A 17,084-nucleotide genomic window follows, 5' to 3' on the forward strand; every position below is an offset into this window, starting at 1 on the left:
ACCGACCATGCTCAGGGAGAGGGCGACCGCTACTGCCGGCGGCGCCGTCCGACCGAGCCCCCGAGTCTTCGCACGCCTCACGAGATTGTCCACGTCATGCCAGGGCCACGGCCTTCTTGCTCATCTCGGTCGCTTCCGTGGCGATGACGGCTCCCGGTACCGTGACCAGCTTCGGTGCGTCGGCCTCGGCCGTCATCGACCCCTCCGTGTTGAGGAGCAGTTCCTCGTTGACCGCCAGGTCGATGTCCACGCTGGAGGCCGGCCCCTGTCCACCCCACTCCAGGAACTCGGTACTCACCGGGCCCCGGTCCAGATCCGGCTCGCTCAGGAAGTCGAGTCGAAGAACCCCTTCCCTGGTGACCGTCCCCGGGTCGATGGAGGTCTCTCCCGCACGCAGGCCGCCGACAGCGGTGCTCTGCTCCGTTCCATCGAACGCCACCCGCCGATAGCGGGCCTCATTCTGCCCCGCGGCCACCTCCCGGTCGACGTATCCGTCATCCAGGAGTGCGACCCGGTCGCGGTCCGGGTCCGGCGGGAAGGCTGAGCCCTCGACGTCCTCCCCGGTGGCGGGATCGAGCAACCACTGCTCCTGCTCCCCGGGTGAGTCCGTGCCCGCCTCCAGAAGCAGGACCTCCCCGCCGGAGGAGACGGTGTGCACGGGCGGTACCACCTCACCGGCGGCGAAGGGCAGTTCGCGTCCCCACAGGAGCTCTCCCGTTCCGGGGTCGAGCCCGACCGCCACCATGACCTGGCCGACGTCATCGCCTTGGCCCGGCGTATCCGCCGAGTCGTCACGATGGGCACCGCTCACGACGACGGCGTCGGGCGTCAGGCTGACGCTTCCCTGCGTGAAGTCACTCGTTCCCTCGGGTGCTTCCCACTCGAACTCCCAGGCCTGTTCGCCGGTGTCCAGCGACTCCGCGCTCACTCCGAGGTGGCCGTCTCCGGGGTAGGACACACGCACCTCGTCGGTGAGGTATCGGGCCCAGCCGCCGTCGCCGCTCTCCTGGGACTGATACTCACCCAGGAGCTCACCGGTCCCCCCGTCGAACACGACCACGTCGAGGGCCCTCTCGCTCGCGCCCTGATAGGCGACGAGAAGCGCTCCCGTCGGGTGTGGTTGCTGCAGAGGCCACGGACGCGTCGGGCTTCCGGTAGTGCCACAGCTCCTCACCGGTGGCCCCGTCCAGGGCCACGACGCCGTCGCCCAGGACCATGACCGCACCCGCCGATCCCGCGAGCACATTCCGGAGCAGGCTCTCCTCCGGAGCCTCCCACTCCCAGGCCACCTCGGACGCGTGCGTGACTTCCTGTGGGGCGGAGGGCTCGCCCGCGTACTCGATGTGATCTACCGAGGGGGCAGCGGAACATCCAGCGGCGCCCACGGCAAGGGCAAGGGCAATCGACATCAACAGCGCGCCGCCCCTGACCAGGCGCGGGTCCCGAACGATCACGGGGCTAGTCCTCACTGGTCTCCTTCCGTTCCGGAAGCGTGGCGTTGTGATTCAGCTCAAGAGCGCGCTCAAAGGCACCATGGAAGTTGCCGGCCACGTCTTGTACCGACAAACGTTCATCTTCGTGTCCTCCAGCGAAATGACCCATGAGTATCGCGAGATTCGCGGAAAGGTCGAGCCCAGCCCTCGCCTTTGGGAACACTTCCGAGCAGGGCTTCCAGGGCGGATACATGGCCACCGAAGAGGCTCTCGTCGGAAAGCACCATGATGCCTCGCCCATGGAGTTGAGGAGATCGTCGGCGATGGCGGTTTCGCTTTCACCCTGGACGGATCCCAGTTGCTCAGCTCCGGATCGACCTTCGACGACGTCACCGGCAGGCGGCCCGGGACACGGAAACCGGTAAGGAGGTCACCTCGGGGGACACCGTCCTCTACGACACGGTCACCGTGCATCCCGATGGCGAGACCATCGTGACCGCGGAAACGAGAGAGGACGACTCGATGCTGCTCTTTTTTGGCCCCGAAACTTCTCTCCGCGAGACCCACGAGGCCTCCTGACGCTCCGAGAGGACGGAGGCCGCCGGGAGACGACGTCAGTCGTTCAGTCGGAGTCTCTTCGCTCCCAGGCCCTCAGTTCAGGCCGACCACGGTCCAGGGACCATTGTTCTCCTCGGTGACCACGATCGCGCCTGGCACCGAGACCATCACAGGGGCATCAGCGTCGGACATGGCCGAACCCTCCGGTTGAATCCACCACTCCTCGTTGGCGGTCAAGTCAGCGGGAATTACGTGGGTCTCATCGGAACCCCATGCCACGAACTCCGCGTCCACCGGCCCACGGTCACGGCTCAGGTCGGAGAGGTAGTCCAGGCGCAGCAACCCCTCTTCCAAGGCCAGGCCCGGGTCGAGGCTCTCCTCTCCAGGGCGCGCCGGGGCCTCAAGATGGGCCATCTGCTCCCCCTGGAAGGACGTGTACCAGTACTCGGCTGTCGGCTCGTCATCATCTACGGCCATGTCCACGTAGCCGTCGTCCAGCAGCCCCACAGGGTGCCGGTCCCCCCGATCTCGGTACGCCTCGCCCGCGATCTCCTCACCTGTCGCGGGGTCCAACAGGAACTCATGCCGCTCCTCCGCCCCCACTCCCAGGAAAAGGACCTCCTCCGAGGGAGAGACCTCGTACTCGGGGACGCGCCGCATGTCGGCGGTGAACTCCTGCTCCACCTCCCACAGCGTCTCCCCGGTCTCCCCGTCCAGACCCACCACCAGCATCCCCTGATCAATGGCGGCACCCTCCTCCGTGCCATCGTTGTAGGCCGCCGTCACCACGACCGTCTCCCCAGCACGGAAGACGTCCTCCACGATCACACCGGCGCTCCCCTCACGCTCAGGCGGCTCATACGTCCATGCCGGTTCACCTTCGAGCAGCGAGTACGCCTCAACAGCCCCCTCGCTTTGAGCAGGGGGAACCACACGTACCTCGGAGGTGACCGCGGTCGTGCGGTCTGCGCCCTCTTCCTGTGCTGTCTCGTGTTCTGCGATCAGTTCGCCCGTGCCGGCGTCGAGCAGCACGACGGCGTTCACGCCATCACCCGGCACGGTCAGCATGATCTCCTGTCCGCCAGGCGTGCTCCGCACCGGCCCGACGCCTCCGCTCTCCACTCGGTAGTGCCACAGTTCCTCACCTGTGGAGCCGTCCAGGGCCACGACGCCGTCGCCCAGGACCATGACTGGGCCAGTACTTCCGGAAACGATGTCGAAAAGGCTGCTGTCTTCGTCTGGGACCGTCCACTCCCAAGCCACTTCTGAAATGGATGTCACAGGTGCGCGAGACGGGGCTTCGCCTTCATAAACACGATGGTCCACTTCTTTCCCATCGTGAACTACCCCTCCACCACCGGGCACCAATGAACACCCGGAGAGGAACACGAACGACCCAGAAACCAGAATAGCCCTAGTCCTCATCGGAACCATCACCTCCCCTACCATGCCCATCTACTTCGTTTGTATTCAATTCAAATGCGGATTCAAATGCGCCATAGTAGTCACCTGCAACCTGCTCGACGCTCTTCTCCGTGTCACTCCCAGGCCAAATCTGATCGCGAACACGGTCCCACTCATCATCCCGGAGATCCTGGGCCTCGCCATCCAAATCGAGGTCCCATTCACTCGCGTCAGTATTGAACGTACCATCCTCATTCAAAGTTACTTCTGACGGCGGAGGAATATTTAGACCACCACTGTCATGGGCTGCCCCCATTGCATGAAGGGTAACGACATTTTCATTGAGCGCCATTGGGGGAATAGTACTTCTAGGGAAATCAACTGAACCATCATCAGAAACATCATTAATGGCTAGTTCGACACCGTTCCAAACGTACTTGTAAACTTCCGCAACTTGCCCGTTCGGAATGAACGAAGCCGTCATATCCCTCGCGAAGTCGGTACTGAGCTTCATCTCTCCTGCGTTCGCATTAACAGCTTCATTGTGGGTCTCAAGTCGCGAGACGACTTCTTCCGCCACCCCCGTGCCGACAGCGTTCCAGAGCAGCCCTGCCCGTGTGCCAGCCGTCTGATTCGGGTTTCCACCCTCCCCCGCTGACCCCATGTACTCAGAGAGAGAGTCCATCGTGTACTCATCCGAAGCTTCAATGACACGCACAGCAGCTTCTGGGCTTCCGGAAATCATTTGAACGAAATCGGTCCTGTCCTGCATATCAATCATTGGCCCATTCAAATGGGACCATTCTGTTGAAAAATCGCCCTTTATTTTGCCATTTGCATCGAGGATTTCGTTATCCGCAAAAGCATCGATATGGGCCTCAAAAACACCTGCGAGACTGTCTGCAATTCCAGGGTTCAGGTGACCGAAGGATACATTCTGCCATTCGATATCCGTTCCCCCCATGGAACCATTAACGGTCTGACCCGTTTCACTCAATTCATCCTTGAGGCCCGTGAGCCTGTCGACTAGGCCTACCAGCGCCCGCTCAGCTGGGATGGATTCTCGGGCGTATTCACTATCGGCCTGTTCGGCAACCCAATCCGTCATACCCCTGACCGACAATTCTTCTTCGTCTGTCCAGTCGAATCCGTAGATTCCCTTGATCGCGGTATCAATCAAGGCTTCGTTGGGGTTGTAGCCATCTTCGTTATGTTCATCGTTGTGCTCGCTGTTGAACAGTGCATGCTCACGGAACTCTCCGTTCTCGAACATGAACGGGTGCTCGTAATCCCCAGTGAAAATGTCGGTCATCGCGTCGTGGTTACGCGCCGCGATACCGATCAGGTCGGAGGCATCCGACTGCTCGATCCATGGACCGGGGCCGCCCTGAGCTTCTATGGCGTTGCCTAGAGAGAGCGTGAGCGACGCGGAGAGATCCTCTCCAGCACGCACGTCCGACGGCGCGCTGCCGAGTAGCCGATTGAGGGCAGTGAGGTCCCTACCCCAGGCGTCGGGGTTGTAGGGAAGTCCCCCATTGCTCACCATCTCGTCCGGGATGAACTGGGGCCCGGCGGCCGCCATCTGAATGCTCTCGGGCAGGCGGTCCCAGCCACCGAAGAGCTTCTCGTCCGAGAGCACCATGATGCCCTCACCCATGGAGCTGAGGAGATCGTCGGCAATGGCGGAGTCATAGCCCTCACCGTTCTCCAACAGGTCCACGATGCCGAGCACTCCGGGCGGCCCTTCGATGTTGACCAGCGTGTCCTCGAAGCCCTCGTAGAACGCTTCGAGGAAGTCCATGTGGTCCGCGGGCGGCTGGCCGCCGTTGCGCTGGTTGCCGACTCCGGACGCGGTCACGACGGCCAGAAGTGCCAGGACCTCGCCGATGTCGCCCTCGTAGTTCTCCGGGTCCTCCATGTACGCCTCGACCTCGTCGGCGGCGTCCTCGCCCATCCCCTCGGTGACCGGCGGTCCCTCCTCGGGCATGAACACCGAAAGGTGGCGCCAGCCCAGGTGGCCCGCGTTCAGGAGTCGCTCATAGGTCTCCGGGCTCGGCCCGTCCTTGAGGTCGCTCTCGGTCTGCTCCGCCTGCTCCATCAAGAGCTCCCAGGCGGTGCTGTGCTCGCTGAGCAGCTCGTTGCGGATGCTCTCCAGCTTGGCGATCTCGTCGGCCTCACGGTCCGCTTTGCCGTCCATCAGCGCGTCGATGGCGTAGGCACCGACACCCCCGCCTGCCAGGTACCACGGGTTGTCGACCCGCCCCTGGGCGTCCGACTTCTCGGACTCCCAGCGCTCCAGAAGCTCCGCGCGCGTCTCGCGGTAGGTCTCGATGTCGTCCGCCCACAGCTGGAGGACCGCGGCGCCGTTGGTCAGAGCGGCGCCGGTCTCCTCCCACTTGGCGAGCTCCCGGCTGCTGGCGCCCTGGATGTCCCACATCACCTCGTCGGTGAAGTGGCCGGCGGCGTCCTGGAAGCTGCCGTCCATGTCGTGGGAGCGACCCATCATCGTGGAGCACAGTCGGGTGAGTGTGCCGCACTTATCGCGGATCGTTCCGACGTCCGCCTCGATGTCGTCGGGGAGATTGAGCGACATGCCGGAGATACTCATGTTCGCCTTTCGCTAAGGAGGAGGGGGGAAGGGGGAAGGGGGAAGGGGATGGAGGTCAGCCGTTCGCCGGGCGGGCCAGCCCGCCCAGGTCTTCCAGCGCCTGGTCGACCATTTCGGCCGACTCGTGGTCGGCGTCGAAGATGGTGAGGTTCGCCCCCTCCACGTCGGAGGCGAGGTTGACGCCGCTCGCCACGACGATGCTCAACCCCTCGGCCGTGTCCTCCTGGTACTGGCTGAGCCCGGACGACACGTAAGTCGAGGCGGCCCCCTCCAGGTCCTCGATCGCTCCCTTGAAGTCCGATCCCAGGTAGATCAGCTGCTCGACCATCTCCTCCGCCTTGGCGGCCGAGCTCATCGAGCCGTAGGGGTCCTCGACCCCGACCTCGTTTCCAGCCATAGGGCACTCTCACCTTTCCCGAAGTGGGGGACCCTCAGGTCCGACTACACGGTTCTCCGATGCGGGCTCCGGCCTCCTGCTCTCAGGAGACTCCCGACATCCGCGCGACGAGATCGAACAATCCCATCGCCCAGGCGAAGACCACGCACATGCCTGTGATGACGAAGATTTCGGTCCAGTTCAGGATTCTCCGCAGCGAGGCGCGGGGCACGTCGTTCAGCCGCACCCAACTGAGCGACCCCAGCAGCACCCCGGCGACGAGCACGACCCCCGCCAGCCACGGAGCGAACACGGGGTACTCCAGCGCCGCGGCGATCCCGGTGGCTCCCAGACCCGCGACGCCGGCCAGGCGCAGCGGCAGGACATGGCGGATGCGGTCGAAGAGCCGGGACCGCAGGACGAAGAGCACACCGAGGGAGCCGCACAGTAGGAGGTCGGGCAGGCCCTGGCCCCAGACGGCCAACAGGACGGTGACGCTCCCGCCTCCGAAGGCGGTGCCCATGACGATTCCGAGGAGCAGGCGGTCGGAGTTGGTGTAGGTCTCCTCGAAACGGTCCGTCGTCACCTGCCCGGTGCGGCCCACCTCGTAGTCCAGGCTGGACAGGCCGCCCATCACCATGGCGACACGGGGCAGGGCTCCCACGCACAGGGCCAGGGCCAGCCCCATGGAGCGCACCCCCTGCACCGGGTCGACGAAGATGCCGACGATCACCAGCACACCGGCCACCAGGGCGACGACCGTGAGCCCCGCGATGTAGGCGAGACCGGTCTCGTGCAGCGCCCAGCCCACGCCCGCCACCAGGAGCGCACCGGACAGCGCCACCCCGGTCATGACGAGCGGGGAAGAGTTCACCAGGAGTTGGCCGACCAGTACCGCGGTCAGCGCGCCCCACGCGCAGGCGGTGGCGAAGAGCACATGCGCCGCGGCGGGCAGCGGCCGACGGGCCGCGAGCAGCATCGCGCCGAGGGCGAAGAGCGTTCCGAACGCGGCCACCGCCACGTACCCGGCGGAGGGGCGCAGTCCCAGCATCAGGGCCAGGACCAGCAGGGGGCCGATGACGGCGACGAGCAGGCCGAACGTCAGCGTGGTGCGGGGGTTCCAGATCCACGCCGTCTCGTCGACCCGGTCCTCGACCGCGCCGCGGACGTCGTCGACGTGCCGGGGCCGGCTCGGCGCGACCGTCCGGTTCAGCAGGAGGACGTCTCCGTCGTAGATCCCGGCCGCGTCGAGAGGTTCGGCAGGGGAGACGGGTGCGCCGTCAACCGTGCTGAGCGACCAGGCCGCCGGTTCCGTGTGGTCGTCCTCCGGGACGCACACCTCGATGATGCGCGGCATGAGGGTGGCGATGGGGACTGCGCCCGGAAGCACCAGGTCGGCCCAGCGCTGGGGACCGGTGACCGTGACCCGGCAGTATGAACTCACCCGAGGTCCTCTTCGTGGTCGTATGCAGTGTTTGCCATGATGAAGGAGCGTGATGAACGAGAATTAGGAGATTCACGCCTTTCACGAGAACATTCTTAGCGTAACGAACCTCGTACTGAACGCCCCGAGCGGACGGAAGACGACACGTGGCGACGAGATCGGTCCCCCGACCGACCCGCAGCGTTCCCCCTGCGCCGGGGAACGCCCCGCTGGTCATCGCGACCCCGCCCCAGATGCCGGAGAACGCCCCGGCCTCCAGCTCCGGCGCGATGATCATCATGCCGATCATCACCGGATCGGGCTCGCTCCTGATGTCCATCACCATGGGCCACCGACCGCTGATGGCGGTCGCTGGCGTCATGATCATGATGGCCAGCGTGATCGTCGGCGTGATCATGTTCGTCTCGCAGTACAACGGGCCGCGCAAGCGCATCCGCGAACAGCGTGAGCGCTATCTGGACTATCTGGACCAGCTCCGAGAGATCATCCGCTCGGTGACCTCGACCCAGCGCGCGGACAACGCCTTCCGGCACCCCGACCCGGACCTGTTGACCGAACCCGCGCGCTCACGGAGCCGGCGCTGGGAGAGGCGGCCCACCGACCCGGACTTCCTGGAGGTCCGGATCGGCACGGGGACCCGCCCGCTCGCACGCCGGCTGAAGCTCAAGGTGGACACGGCCAATCCGCTGATCGTCTACGACCCGGTGTGCCAGGGCGCGGCGGAACAGCTGATCGACCTCTACGGTGACGTCCCCGAGATGCCGCTGCTCCTGCCCGTCGGTGAGCACGGCGTGATCTCGATCGTCGGCGACCGGGAGGCGGGGCGCAGCCTGGCTCGCGCCCTGGCCGCGCAGCTGGCGACCTTCCACTCGCCCAACGACCTCCGCATCGGTGTGGTCCGCGACCAGCGGCTGCGCCCCCAGTGGGAGTGGCTCAAGTGGCTGCCGCACAACTCCTTCGAGGACGCCAAGGACGGACCCCTGCCCGCCCGCTTCGTCTCGATGAACACCGTCCAGGCGGCGGATCTGCTCTCCGAGGAGATCGAGCGCCGCACCGTCGACCTCCAGCGCCGCCGCGGCGCACCGCCCGGCCCGGGAACGCAGCGCCTCGTGGTCTTCCTCGACGGTGAGCACCAGTCCACCCTCTCCGGTCTGGACGCCGAGCCGCCCGTGACCTCCCTCGCCGACCTCGGCATCCACGTGATCGCCCTGGTCACCGAGCGCCGTGAGGAGCCCGCGGGCGTGCAGCTGCGGCTACGCGTGGAGTCCGACGGCGCCCTCAGCGAGGACACCGACGCGGGAGACGGCGACGACGCGCGCGTGCCCCTCGACGGCAACGCCGACCGTGCCGACGTGGCCCACCTGACCACGCTGTCCCGCGTGCTGGCTCCGTTCGGCATCGCCGCGACGGACGGCGACGACGCCATGCACGCGACCGTCGGCCTGCCGGAGATCCTCGGCGTCCCCGACGTGGCACAGTTGGACACCCAGCGGACCTGGCGTGCCCGCAGCAGCGGTGACTACCTGCGCGTCCCGATCGGCGTCGGTCCCAACGGCAACACCGTTCTGCTGGACCTGAAGGAGTCGGCCTTCGGCGGCATGGGGCCGCACGGCCTGGTGGTGGGTGCGACCGGTTCCGGCAAGTCCGAGATGCTGCGCACCCTGCTGGCGTCCCTGGTCATCAACCACAGCCCGGAGCAGCTCGCGCTGCTACTCGTCGACTTCAAGGGCGGCGCGACCTTCGCCGACACCGACCGGCTCCCGCACAGCGCCGGCCTGATCACGAACCTCGCGGACGACGACTCCCTGGTCCTGCGCTTCCGTGAGGCGACGTACGGCGAACTGCTGCGTCGCCAGCAGCGGCTCAAGGCGGCCGGCAATCTGCCGAACCTGCATGCCTACGAGGACGCCCGTCGGCGCGACCCGGGCCTGGAGCCCCTGCCGCACCTGCTCATCATCATCGACGAGTTCTCCGAGCTGCTCACGGCGCACCCCGACTTCGCCGAGCTGTTCGTCGCGATCGGCCGGATCGGCCGGTCCATCGGCGTCCACCTGTTGCTCGCCACCCAGCGCTTGGAGTCGGGCAAGATCCGCGGCCTGGAGTCACACCTCTCCTACCGCATCGGCCTGCGTACCTTCTCCGAAGCCGAGAGCCGCGACGCGATCGGTGTCGGGGACGCCTACCACCTCCCGCCCGAGCCCGGGTCGGGGTACCTGAAGGTCGACACGTCGGTCTTCGAGCGCTTCAAGGCCGCCATGGTGTCGCAGCCCTACGCGCCGCCGCAGGAGCAGGACGACGAGGAAGACCACGACCCGGTGCTCCCCCTGCTCTCCTACAACGGCCTGGCCAAGGTCACCGAGGCGGGCGCGTTCGCCGCGGCCCTCGCGGCCGGACTGACCGAACAGAAGTCCGAGCCCAAGCCGCCCCGGGAGGAGCGCACGACGCTCCAGGTCGCGATCGACCGCATCGTGGCCTCGGGGGCTCCGGAGGTGCGTCCCGTCTGGTTGCCGCCGCTGCCGGCGGCCCTCACGCTCGATCGCGTGCTCGAGGAGCTCGGCGAGGGCGAGGGCCTGGACGCCGAGGGGACGGAGCCGCCCGCCGAGGAGATGCGCGCCGTCATCGGCCTCACCGACATCCCGCGCGAACAGCGCACGATCGCGACCGAACTCGACTTCACCGGCGGCGAGGGCAACATCGTCCTGCTCGGCGGACCGCAGTCCGGAAAGTCCACCATGATGCGCACGCTCATCGCCTCGCTCGCGTGGCGGTACCCGCCGGGCCGGGTGAGCCTGTACGCGATCGACTTCGGTGGCGGCGCCCTCCAGGCGATGGAGGACCTGCCGCACGTGGCGGGCGTGGCCGGGCGGTCGGACCCCGAGCGCACCCAACGCGTCCTGGTGGACGTGCGCGGACAGTTGGAACGGCGCCAGGCCCTCTTCCGCAAGCACAAGCTGGACTCGCCCGCGGCGCTGCGGCGGGCCAGGGCCGCGGGCGACGTGCCCGCGAGCACGCCGGGGGACATCTTCCTGGTGATCGACGGATGGAGTTCGGTCCGCGAGACGCTCGACGAGGCGGACGAGTTCATCATGGACATCGCCACGCGAGGACCGGCCCTGGGGGTGCACACCGTGCTCACCGGCGCGGCGAACACCCAGATCCGCTCGCGCCTGCAGGCGCTCTTCGGCGGGCGCATGGAACTCCGGCTCAGCGACTCGATGGACTCCGGCATCGGTCGCAAGGCGGCGGACTCGGTGCCCAAGGACACCCCGGGGCGAGGACTCCTGGCCGACGAGAACATGATGCAGGTGGCCCTGCCCCGGGTGGACGCCGTCTCCGACGCCGAAAGCCTGTCCGACGGGGTGAAGGACCTCATCGTCCGGGTGTCCCAGCGCTGGCCCCAGCGGGCGGTCGAGGGGGTCAAGACCCTGCCCGAGCGGATCGACCTGGAGTCGCTCACCAAGGGGCGGACCTTCAGCCGCCGTCGGCCCCAGCTCGTCCTGGGCCTGGCCGAGAGCACCCTCGCCCCGGCGACCCTGAACCTTTCACGCGACCCGCACCTGATGGTCTACGGCGACCCGCAGACCGGGAAGAGCGCACTGCTGCGCGGCCTGGTGAAGCAGATCATCAAGCGGCCCGCGAAGGAGATCGGGGTGGTGATGGTCGACTACCGGCGCAGCCACCTGGAGCTGGTCCCCGAGGAGTACCTGCTCGCGTACTGCACCAGCCCGGAACAGACCCAGGCCGTGGCGAAGAACCTCGCCGGATCGGTCAAGGAGCGACTGCCCGGACCGGACGTGACCCCCAAGCAGCTGCGCAACCGCAGTTGGTGGAGCGGCCTCGACCTCTACGTGATCGTCGACGACCTCGACATGCTCGGGGCCCGGTCCAGCCCGCTCGCTCCCCTGGCCCCGTTCATCCCCCAGGGTGCGGACCTCGGTCTGCACATCATCGCCGCCAGGCGGACGGGGGGCGCGGGCCGCTCCATGTTCGAACCGGTGGCCCAGGCGCTGAACGACATGGGCGTGCCGGGCATGCTGTTCTCGGGAGACCGCAGGGAGGGCCGGCTGTCCAACGGCGTGGCCTCGAAGCAGCTGCCCCGAGGACGGGCGCAGTTCGCGGTACGCGGCAAGCAGCCCGAACTCGTCCAGGTCGGTTGGAGCGAGCCGCCCGACTGACCCGCAGGCGCCGCGTCCAGTTGAAGAATCGGTGAATGTGGCGCCGAGACCGGAACAAATCCCGCGCCGGTGGATTCCCACCGACAGGGACGCACCCACCGTTGACCGGGTGGCGCGCCACGGACTAACGTCCTGGAGGCTCGGGGCTTCGGGACCGACAGGAACCCGCCCCCGCCCCGCCTTCGACACCCTTCCACCCCATCAGGAGGAAAGCGAACATGGCTTCGTATATCGGCTTGACCGAGCAGACGACCATCGGTGAGGGCGGTCAGCGCCTCAGCGAGGAAGCCGACATCATGCGGCACCAGATGGACCTGTTGATCGCGGATATGGAGGGAATTCCGCGCGCGCTGGTCGGAAGCGCGGGTAACAGCTTCTCCGGTGCCGCGGCGCAGCTGCAGGAGCGTTTCGGCGAGCTCATGCAGTGGTGCTCGAACAACGGTCTGAAGCTGGGCGATAACCAGGAGGCCGTGAACACCGCGGAGGTCACCTCCACCGAGGTGCTCGACCAGGCCGGACACAACATCGGCGGCCTGTCCCGCGCCGTCAACGCTTGAGCATCCCTGAAACCGTGAGGAGTAGCCGTGCCGGGTCAAAATGACATCTATTTCAACTCGTCGGGAATGGAAGAGCTCAACGCCGACCAGAGCAGCCAGCTCAACGAGTTCACCCGCATCATGAACCAGATCGAGGAAGCGGCCCGGAACACCTCCGGTGACTGGGACGGTGACGGCAAGGAGGAGTTCGCGACCGAGTCCGAGGAGTTCCAGACGCACTTCGAGGAGGTCCGGTCCGCCTTCATGGACCTGATCAACGCGGGTGACGAGACCAGTGAGGCCTACAACGCCGCGTTGACCAAGCTCAGGTCGGCCTTCTAGTAGGTTCAGAGCGATGTCATCCCCTCCACCTCCGGCCCCGGTTCCCTCCGAGGTTTCGGACCCCCAGCTGCCTGAGGCGTTCCACTACACGCCCGACGAGGAGAAGTACGTCCTCCAGGCGGACGCGCTGCGCCACCGGCAACTGCGCTCCGCCCTGCTCTACGGCTCCAGTCGCTACTGGCGCCGTCGGCAGCGGGTCTGGCCCGCGGTGGTCTTCGGCGTGGTCGTCACGGCACTGGTCTGCGGAGTCATCGCTCTCATCGGCGCCTTCGGTCGGCAGCAGGAGGTGAACGAGGAACGGGGGTTCGGTCAGACCCGGTCACAGTCGGTCCAGCCCTTCGTCCCCGAGTCATCCCTGCTGCCGAACTCGTTCTGATGCACGCGCGTCCCCCGCACACCCGGTACACCCGGTACACCCGGTACACCCGGTACACCCGGTACACCCGGTACGTCCCGCAAGGAGGGTAGTCCCCGCATGTCCGACCTCCCTCCCGATACCTGGGCTCCCGGATACCGCGTCGGCTCGGTCCTCAAGCAGGGCGGGCGTGCCCGTGTCGTCCGTGCCACGCGGGTGACCAGCGGCGCCGAGGTGGTGCTCAAGGCCCTGCCTCCGGAAGCCGGGCAAGCCGAACTCGGTCATCTGCGCACCCTCGTGGGCGTACCCGGCGTGGTGCCGCTCCTGGATGCCGGGACCACGTCCGACGGGGCCGTCTTCCTGGCCCAGCCCTACTATCCGGACGGTTCGTTCGGAGAGATGCTGGCGAAGAAGGGCCCCGCGCCCATCCAGGAGGCCGTGGCCGTCGCGCGGAGCGTCGCGGCGGCGCTGGGCGCCGTGCACGGCCGAGGGCTGGTGCACAACGACGTCTGCCCGGGGAACGTCCTGCGAGCGGGCCGCACACCCGTACTCAGTGGTTTCGGTGCCGTCCGCGCCGTCGGCGAGGCCCTGCCGCCGCCCCGGCCGGAGACGGAGTCCTTCCTGCACTCCGCCCCCGAAGCGCTGCGCGGTGAGCCACGCGTGCCCGCCTCGGACATCTACCAGCTCGCGTCGACGATCTGGACGATGATCACCGGCCGATCGCCCTTCGCATCAACCGATGGAAGCCCGTTCCACCCCCAGGCGTACGCCCAGCGCGTTCTCACCGAGGATCTCCCCCCGCTGGAGCGAGCCGACGTGTCGCGCAGCATGCGCCGCATCCTGACCCGCGCCATGGCCAAGGACCCGGGGGAACGCTACGCGTCCGCGGCGGAGTTCGCCTCCGCCCTGGAGAAGGCCCGGACGGGGCGGGGGGCGACCCCGCTCAGCGGCGCACAGGACTCCCTGCGAAGTGTCGCGGCCCACAGCGGCCCGCAGACTCCTCCGGCCCCTCCGGCTCCACAGACCCCAACGCCGCAGTCCGCCCCGGCACACCAGGGATACCCGGTGCACGAGGCACCCGCAGCGCCCTTGACGCCCCCGAGTCAGGCGCACCAGACGCCGTCGTCCCAGGCATCACCGGCGCACCAGGCGCCTGCGGCTCAGACGCCCCAGGCACCCGCGGCTCCGGGCCTCCCGGCACACCAGGCATCTCCCGAATCCGCAGCTCAGACACACCGGAGGCCGTCGGCCCAGGCGCCACAGGCACCTCCGGAACATCCGAATCAGGGAGATCACGCTTCGGCGCCTTCGGGACCGGCCCCCGCACACCCCGCTCCGGCATACCAGGGGCCCGCGGCGCCCTCGCCACACCAGGGGCCGTCGGCTCCGACACACCAGCCCTCGGTGCCTTCGGGGCCGGTTCCCCCGGCACATTCGGCTCCGACGCCGCCCGCGCCTCACGCGTACCCGGAGTCCGGTCCCAACGCGCCATCGGGTCCGCGCGCGGACGCGCCCGTGGACTCCGGTGCGCCCTTCGGGGAGGAACACCGAGGGCACTGGGGACACCCTCCGAACCCGGCCGGACAGTACGCGCCACCCGCGCCCCCGCCCGGCTCCGGTCCTCCCCAGGCTCCCGGGGCCGCACCGCCACCCGGCCCCGAGATCGGCACCCGGCCGGTATCGAGAAGGCTCCCCACCCCTGAGGAGCGCAGGCGCCACGAGACTCCCCCGCAGGAGCTCGCCAACGGCACGGCCGACCTCATGATGGCGCGTCTTCGCGGCGAGGAACTCACACCGCTGCGTGCGTGGTCGCGCCTGGAGGGGTGGACCGGCACCGCCGACTCCGCGGACCTTCCCGCCGACCGCGTCGACGAGCAGACCCAGGACTCCCCCGTATGGGAGGCGGACGCGCCCGAGCACCGCAACCCTCGGTGGCGGCGGCAGATGCACCTCGCGCTCGTGGTGGGCGCGAGCCTGGTGGTCACCTCGCTCGCGAGCGCCTTCGCGGCGACGAACGACCCGGCCCCGGCCGTGGTGGCCGCCGCCGAGGACGAGGAGGCGCAGGAGGCCGCTCCGCCGAGCCCCGCTGAGGCCGATCCCGAAGCGGTGGTCCAGCCCTCGCCGCTGCCGGAGCCCTCGCCCCCGTCAGGAGTCACGCTCACCGACAACCTGGGAGCCGTGGAACTGACCTGGACCGACCACACGGGCGGGACCGGTTCCTTCTTCGTGCTCGGCGGCATGGCCGACAGCGATCCTGTCACGCTGGCCCGCACCGGCCCCGGAGTGGTCACGGTGCAGATCGTGACGGAGAGCACCCAGGCCGAGTACTGCTTCACCGTCATCGCCGTCGACGGCTCCGCCGCTCCCGGGCAGGAGGTCTGCACGACCCGGGCGGCGGATCGTGCCGAAGCCGCCGCCCAGGCGGAGGAGGAGGCAGCCGCCGAGGAGGAGGCCGAGGAGGAAGAAGAGGACGAACCCGAACCCTCTCCCTCGCCCTCTCCGAGGAGTGGCGACTGACGCATCCGCGCCGCTCGCGTCCGACGGCCGTTGGATACCGTGAGCGGCTGGAGAGAACCGGGACGCCCCGCCGGTGATCCCACGTTCGTGTCCCCGCTCCCTTGCCCCGAAAGGCGATCTCATGCGGCGCCCCCTCGTTCTGGCTTCGCTGGTGTGCCTCTTGGCCGCGACGGCCTGTGACACCGCTGCCGACTCGTCCGGATCGGAACAGGGCGGCACGGAGGAGATCCGCGAGCAGGGGCCGGCCGGTCTGGCTCTGCTGCACCGGGGTTTCGAGGGGGCCGACCCGGAGACCGACCAGGTACTGGTCTTCCACGACCCGGAGACGGGCGCCCCGATCCACCGGATCGACCTGCCTGAGGGAGCCGTCGACCCCATGGCCGGCGCGGTACCGGTCCACGAGCAGTTCTCCGAGGACTGGGAGTACTTCGCGTTCGTCACCGTCGAGCCCAACGCGGTGCACGTGGCGGTGCTCACCGACCCGGAGGAGGCGGAAGACGACTCGGCCGAGGAGTTCTTCTATCAGCCCGTCGAATCCATCACCCCGCCCCAGGACACGACCCTCTCGCGCCCGGTGATCCACGGGGAGCGGCTCTGGTACGTCGCCGATGCCGGCGAAGGGCAGCAGCCGCAGATCATGTCGGTCCCCCTGGACGCCCCCGGGGGCACCCCCAACCAGGAGGGCAGCCTCGCCCCCGTCGCGGCGCGGAGCAACAGCGACTGGGCCCTGACCCCTGAAGGCGCGCTGCATATCCGCAACAGCGTGCCGACGGAGCAGATCCTGGGCGGCGAGGGCGATCTCGTGGTCCGGTCGACCGACGACAGCATCGTCAACGCCACGTTCACCACCGGTGGTGGACAGTGGCAGACCTTCGACAGCGCCCCCGTGTGGGGCGGAGGCGCCGCACTGCTCCGACCCGACGGAGCGAGCGAGGCCAATGGCGCGTACCTACTGCAGTTGGCGGACGGCCAGGGATTCACGGCGACCCGGCTGTTGGAGGACGCCGAGGGCCCGGTCGTGCAGTACGCCCCCTCCCCGGAGAGGGACGCCGTCCTCCTCCAGACCGAGCAGGCGTGGTACCGGGTGGATCTGGACGAGGGGACCGTCACGGAGACCGAAGAGGCCTTCCCCCGCTACCACGACGCCTCCATGGACGGTTGGCCGCTCGTCGTTCGGTGGTCGCCGGAACCACCGGCCGACCCTAGCGAAGAGCCCTCCGAGACCCCCGGTTCCTGACCGCGTGGTCTGGCGTCCACGAGCGGCGCCGCCGGGTACGGACCTCGTACGGGGCGCACTCGGGGAGAGCGGGCGCCACGGTTCTTCCTGGTGGTGGCG

Annotated in this window: 11 protein-coding genes and 1 pseudogene; 7 read left to right on the forward strand and 5 right to left on the reverse strand. The window is 68.0% G+C overall.

Translation table 11 applies throughout. The annotated features are described in order from the left end of the window. Positions 1-94: 94 nt before the first annotated feature. The 5 genes from DFP74_RS09420 to eccD form a co-directional block, all read right to left on the reverse strand. A complete protein-coding gene (locus tag DFP74_RS09420) occupies positions 95-1,060 on the reverse strand; it encodes a hypothetical protein (protein ID WP_121181339.1) in 966 nt (321 codons plus the stop codon). 1,024 nt (positions 1,061-2,084) lie between these two features. Continuing rightward, positions 2,085-3,179 carry a PQQ-binding-like beta-propeller repeat protein gene (locus tag DFP74_RS09430; protein ID WP_233570894.1) on the reverse strand — a complete coding sequence of 365 codons (1,095 nt, stop codon included), beginning with the start codon at positions 3,177-3,179 and terminating at the stop codon, positions 2,085-2,087. A 226-nt stretch (positions 3,180-3,405) separates the two neighbouring features. Continuing rightward, positions 3,406-6,003 (reverse strand): hypothetical protein, encoded by a 2,598-nt coding sequence (locus tag DFP74_RS09435; protein WP_121181341.1) that lies wholly within the window; start codon positions 6,001-6,003, stop codon positions 3,406-3,408. A gap of 55 nt (positions 6,004-6,058) precedes the next feature. Beyond that, complete coding sequence (locus tag DFP74_RS09440) at positions 6,059-6,400, reverse strand: hypothetical protein (RefSeq protein ID WP_121181342.1); 342 nt, start codon at positions 6,398-6,400, stop codon at positions 6,059-6,061. A gap of 82 nt (positions 6,401-6,482) precedes the next feature. After that, positions 6,483-7,823, reverse strand: a complete 1,341-nt coding sequence (eccD, locus tag DFP74_RS09445; protein ID WP_121181343.1) for a type VII secretion integral membrane protein EccD — start codon at positions 7,821-7,823, stop codon at positions 6,483-6,485. A 269-nt stretch (positions 7,824-8,092) separates the two neighbouring features. On the opposite strand from eccD, the gene eccCa reads away from it, so the two are divergent. The 7 genes and pseudogenes from eccCa (at position 8,093) to DFP74_RS09475 (ending at position 16,985) form a co-directional block, all read left to right on the forward strand. Then, positions 8,093-11,998 carry a type VII secretion protein EccCa gene (gene eccCa, locus DFP74_RS09450; protein WP_233571323.1) on the forward strand — a complete coding sequence of 1,302 codons (3,906 nt, stop codon included), beginning with the start codon at positions 8,093-8,095 and terminating at the stop codon, positions 11,996-11,998. 236 nt (positions 11,999-12,234) lie between these two features. Continuing rightward, on the forward strand, positions 12,235-12,555 hold the full coding sequence (locus DFP74_RS09455) for a hypothetical protein (protein ID WP_121181345.1): 321 nt from the start codon (positions 12,235-12,237) through the stop codon (positions 12,553-12,555). A 66-nt stretch (positions 12,556-12,621) separates the two neighbouring features. Next, positions 12,622-12,876: a hypothetical protein gene (locus DFP74_RS09460; protein ID WP_121181346.1), complete on the forward strand. Its 255-nt coding sequence runs from the start codon at positions 12,622-12,624 to the stop codon at positions 12,874-12,876. 13 nt (positions 12,877-12,889) lie between these two features. After that, positions 12,890-13,252 carry a hypothetical protein gene (locus tag DFP74_RS09465; protein ID WP_121181347.1) on the forward strand — a complete coding sequence of 121 codons (363 nt, stop codon included), beginning with the start codon at positions 12,890-12,892 and terminating at the stop codon, positions 13,250-13,252. 99 nt (positions 13,253-13,351) lie between these two features. Continuing rightward, positions 13,352-14,101 (forward strand): annotated as a pseudogene (locus DFP74_RS34260) (protein kinase); the annotation flags it as partial. Positions 14,102-14,992: 891 nt separating this feature from the next. Continuing rightward, a complete protein-coding gene (locus DFP74_RS34265; protein ID WP_233571428.1) occupies positions 14,993-15,748 on the forward strand; it encodes a hypothetical protein in 756 nt (251 codons plus the stop codon). Positions 15,749-15,869: 121 nt separating this feature from the next. Further along, the gene (locus DFP74_RS09475; RefSeq protein WP_121181349.1) at positions 15,870-16,985 is read left to right on the forward strand and encodes a hypothetical protein; all 1,116 of its coding nucleotides are present in this window, start codon (positions 15,870-15,872) and stop codon (positions 16,983-16,985) included. The last annotated feature ends 99 nt before the right edge of the window (positions 16,986-17,084 follow it).

Origin of the sequence: Nocardiopsis sp. Huas11, assembly GCF_003634495.1 — a bacterium.
Taxonomy (GTDB): Bacteria; Actinomycetota; Actinomycetes; order Streptosporangiales; family Streptosporangiaceae; genus Nocardiopsis.

Bases quoted from the DNA above. Each gene is read 5' to 3' on its own strand.
- DFP74_RS09430 (WP_233570894.1), bottom strand. From the start codon at position 3,179: ATGGTCCTGGGCGACGGCGTCGTGGCCCTGGACGGCTCCACAGGTGAG.
- DFP74_RS09435 (WP_121181341.1), bottom strand. From the start codon at position 6,003: ATGAGTATCTCCGGCATGTCGCTCAATCTCCCCGACGACATCGAGGCG.
- DFP74_RS09440 (WP_121181342.1), bottom strand. From the start codon at position 6,400: ATGGCTGGAAACGAGGTCGGGGTCGAGGACCCCTACGGCTCGATGAGC.
- eccCa (WP_233571323.1), top strand. From the start codon at position 8,093: ATGATCATCATGCCGATCATCACCGGATCGGGCTCGCTCCTGATGTCC.
- DFP74_RS09460 (WP_121181346.1), top strand. From the start codon at position 12,622: ATGGAAGAGCTCAACGCCGACCAGAGCAGCCAGCTCAACGAGTTCACC.
- DFP74_RS09465 (WP_121181347.1), top strand. From the start codon at position 12,890: ATGTCATCCCCTCCACCTCCGGCCCCGGTTCCCTCCGAGGTTTCGGAC.
- DFP74_RS34265 (WP_233571428.1), top strand. From the start codon at position 14,993: ATGATGGCGCGTCTTCGCGGCGAGGAACTCACACCGCTGCGTGCGTGG.
- DFP74_RS09475 (WP_121181349.1), top strand. From the start codon at position 15,870: ATGCGGCGCCCCCTCGTTCTGGCTTCGCTGGTGTGCCTCTTGGCCGCG.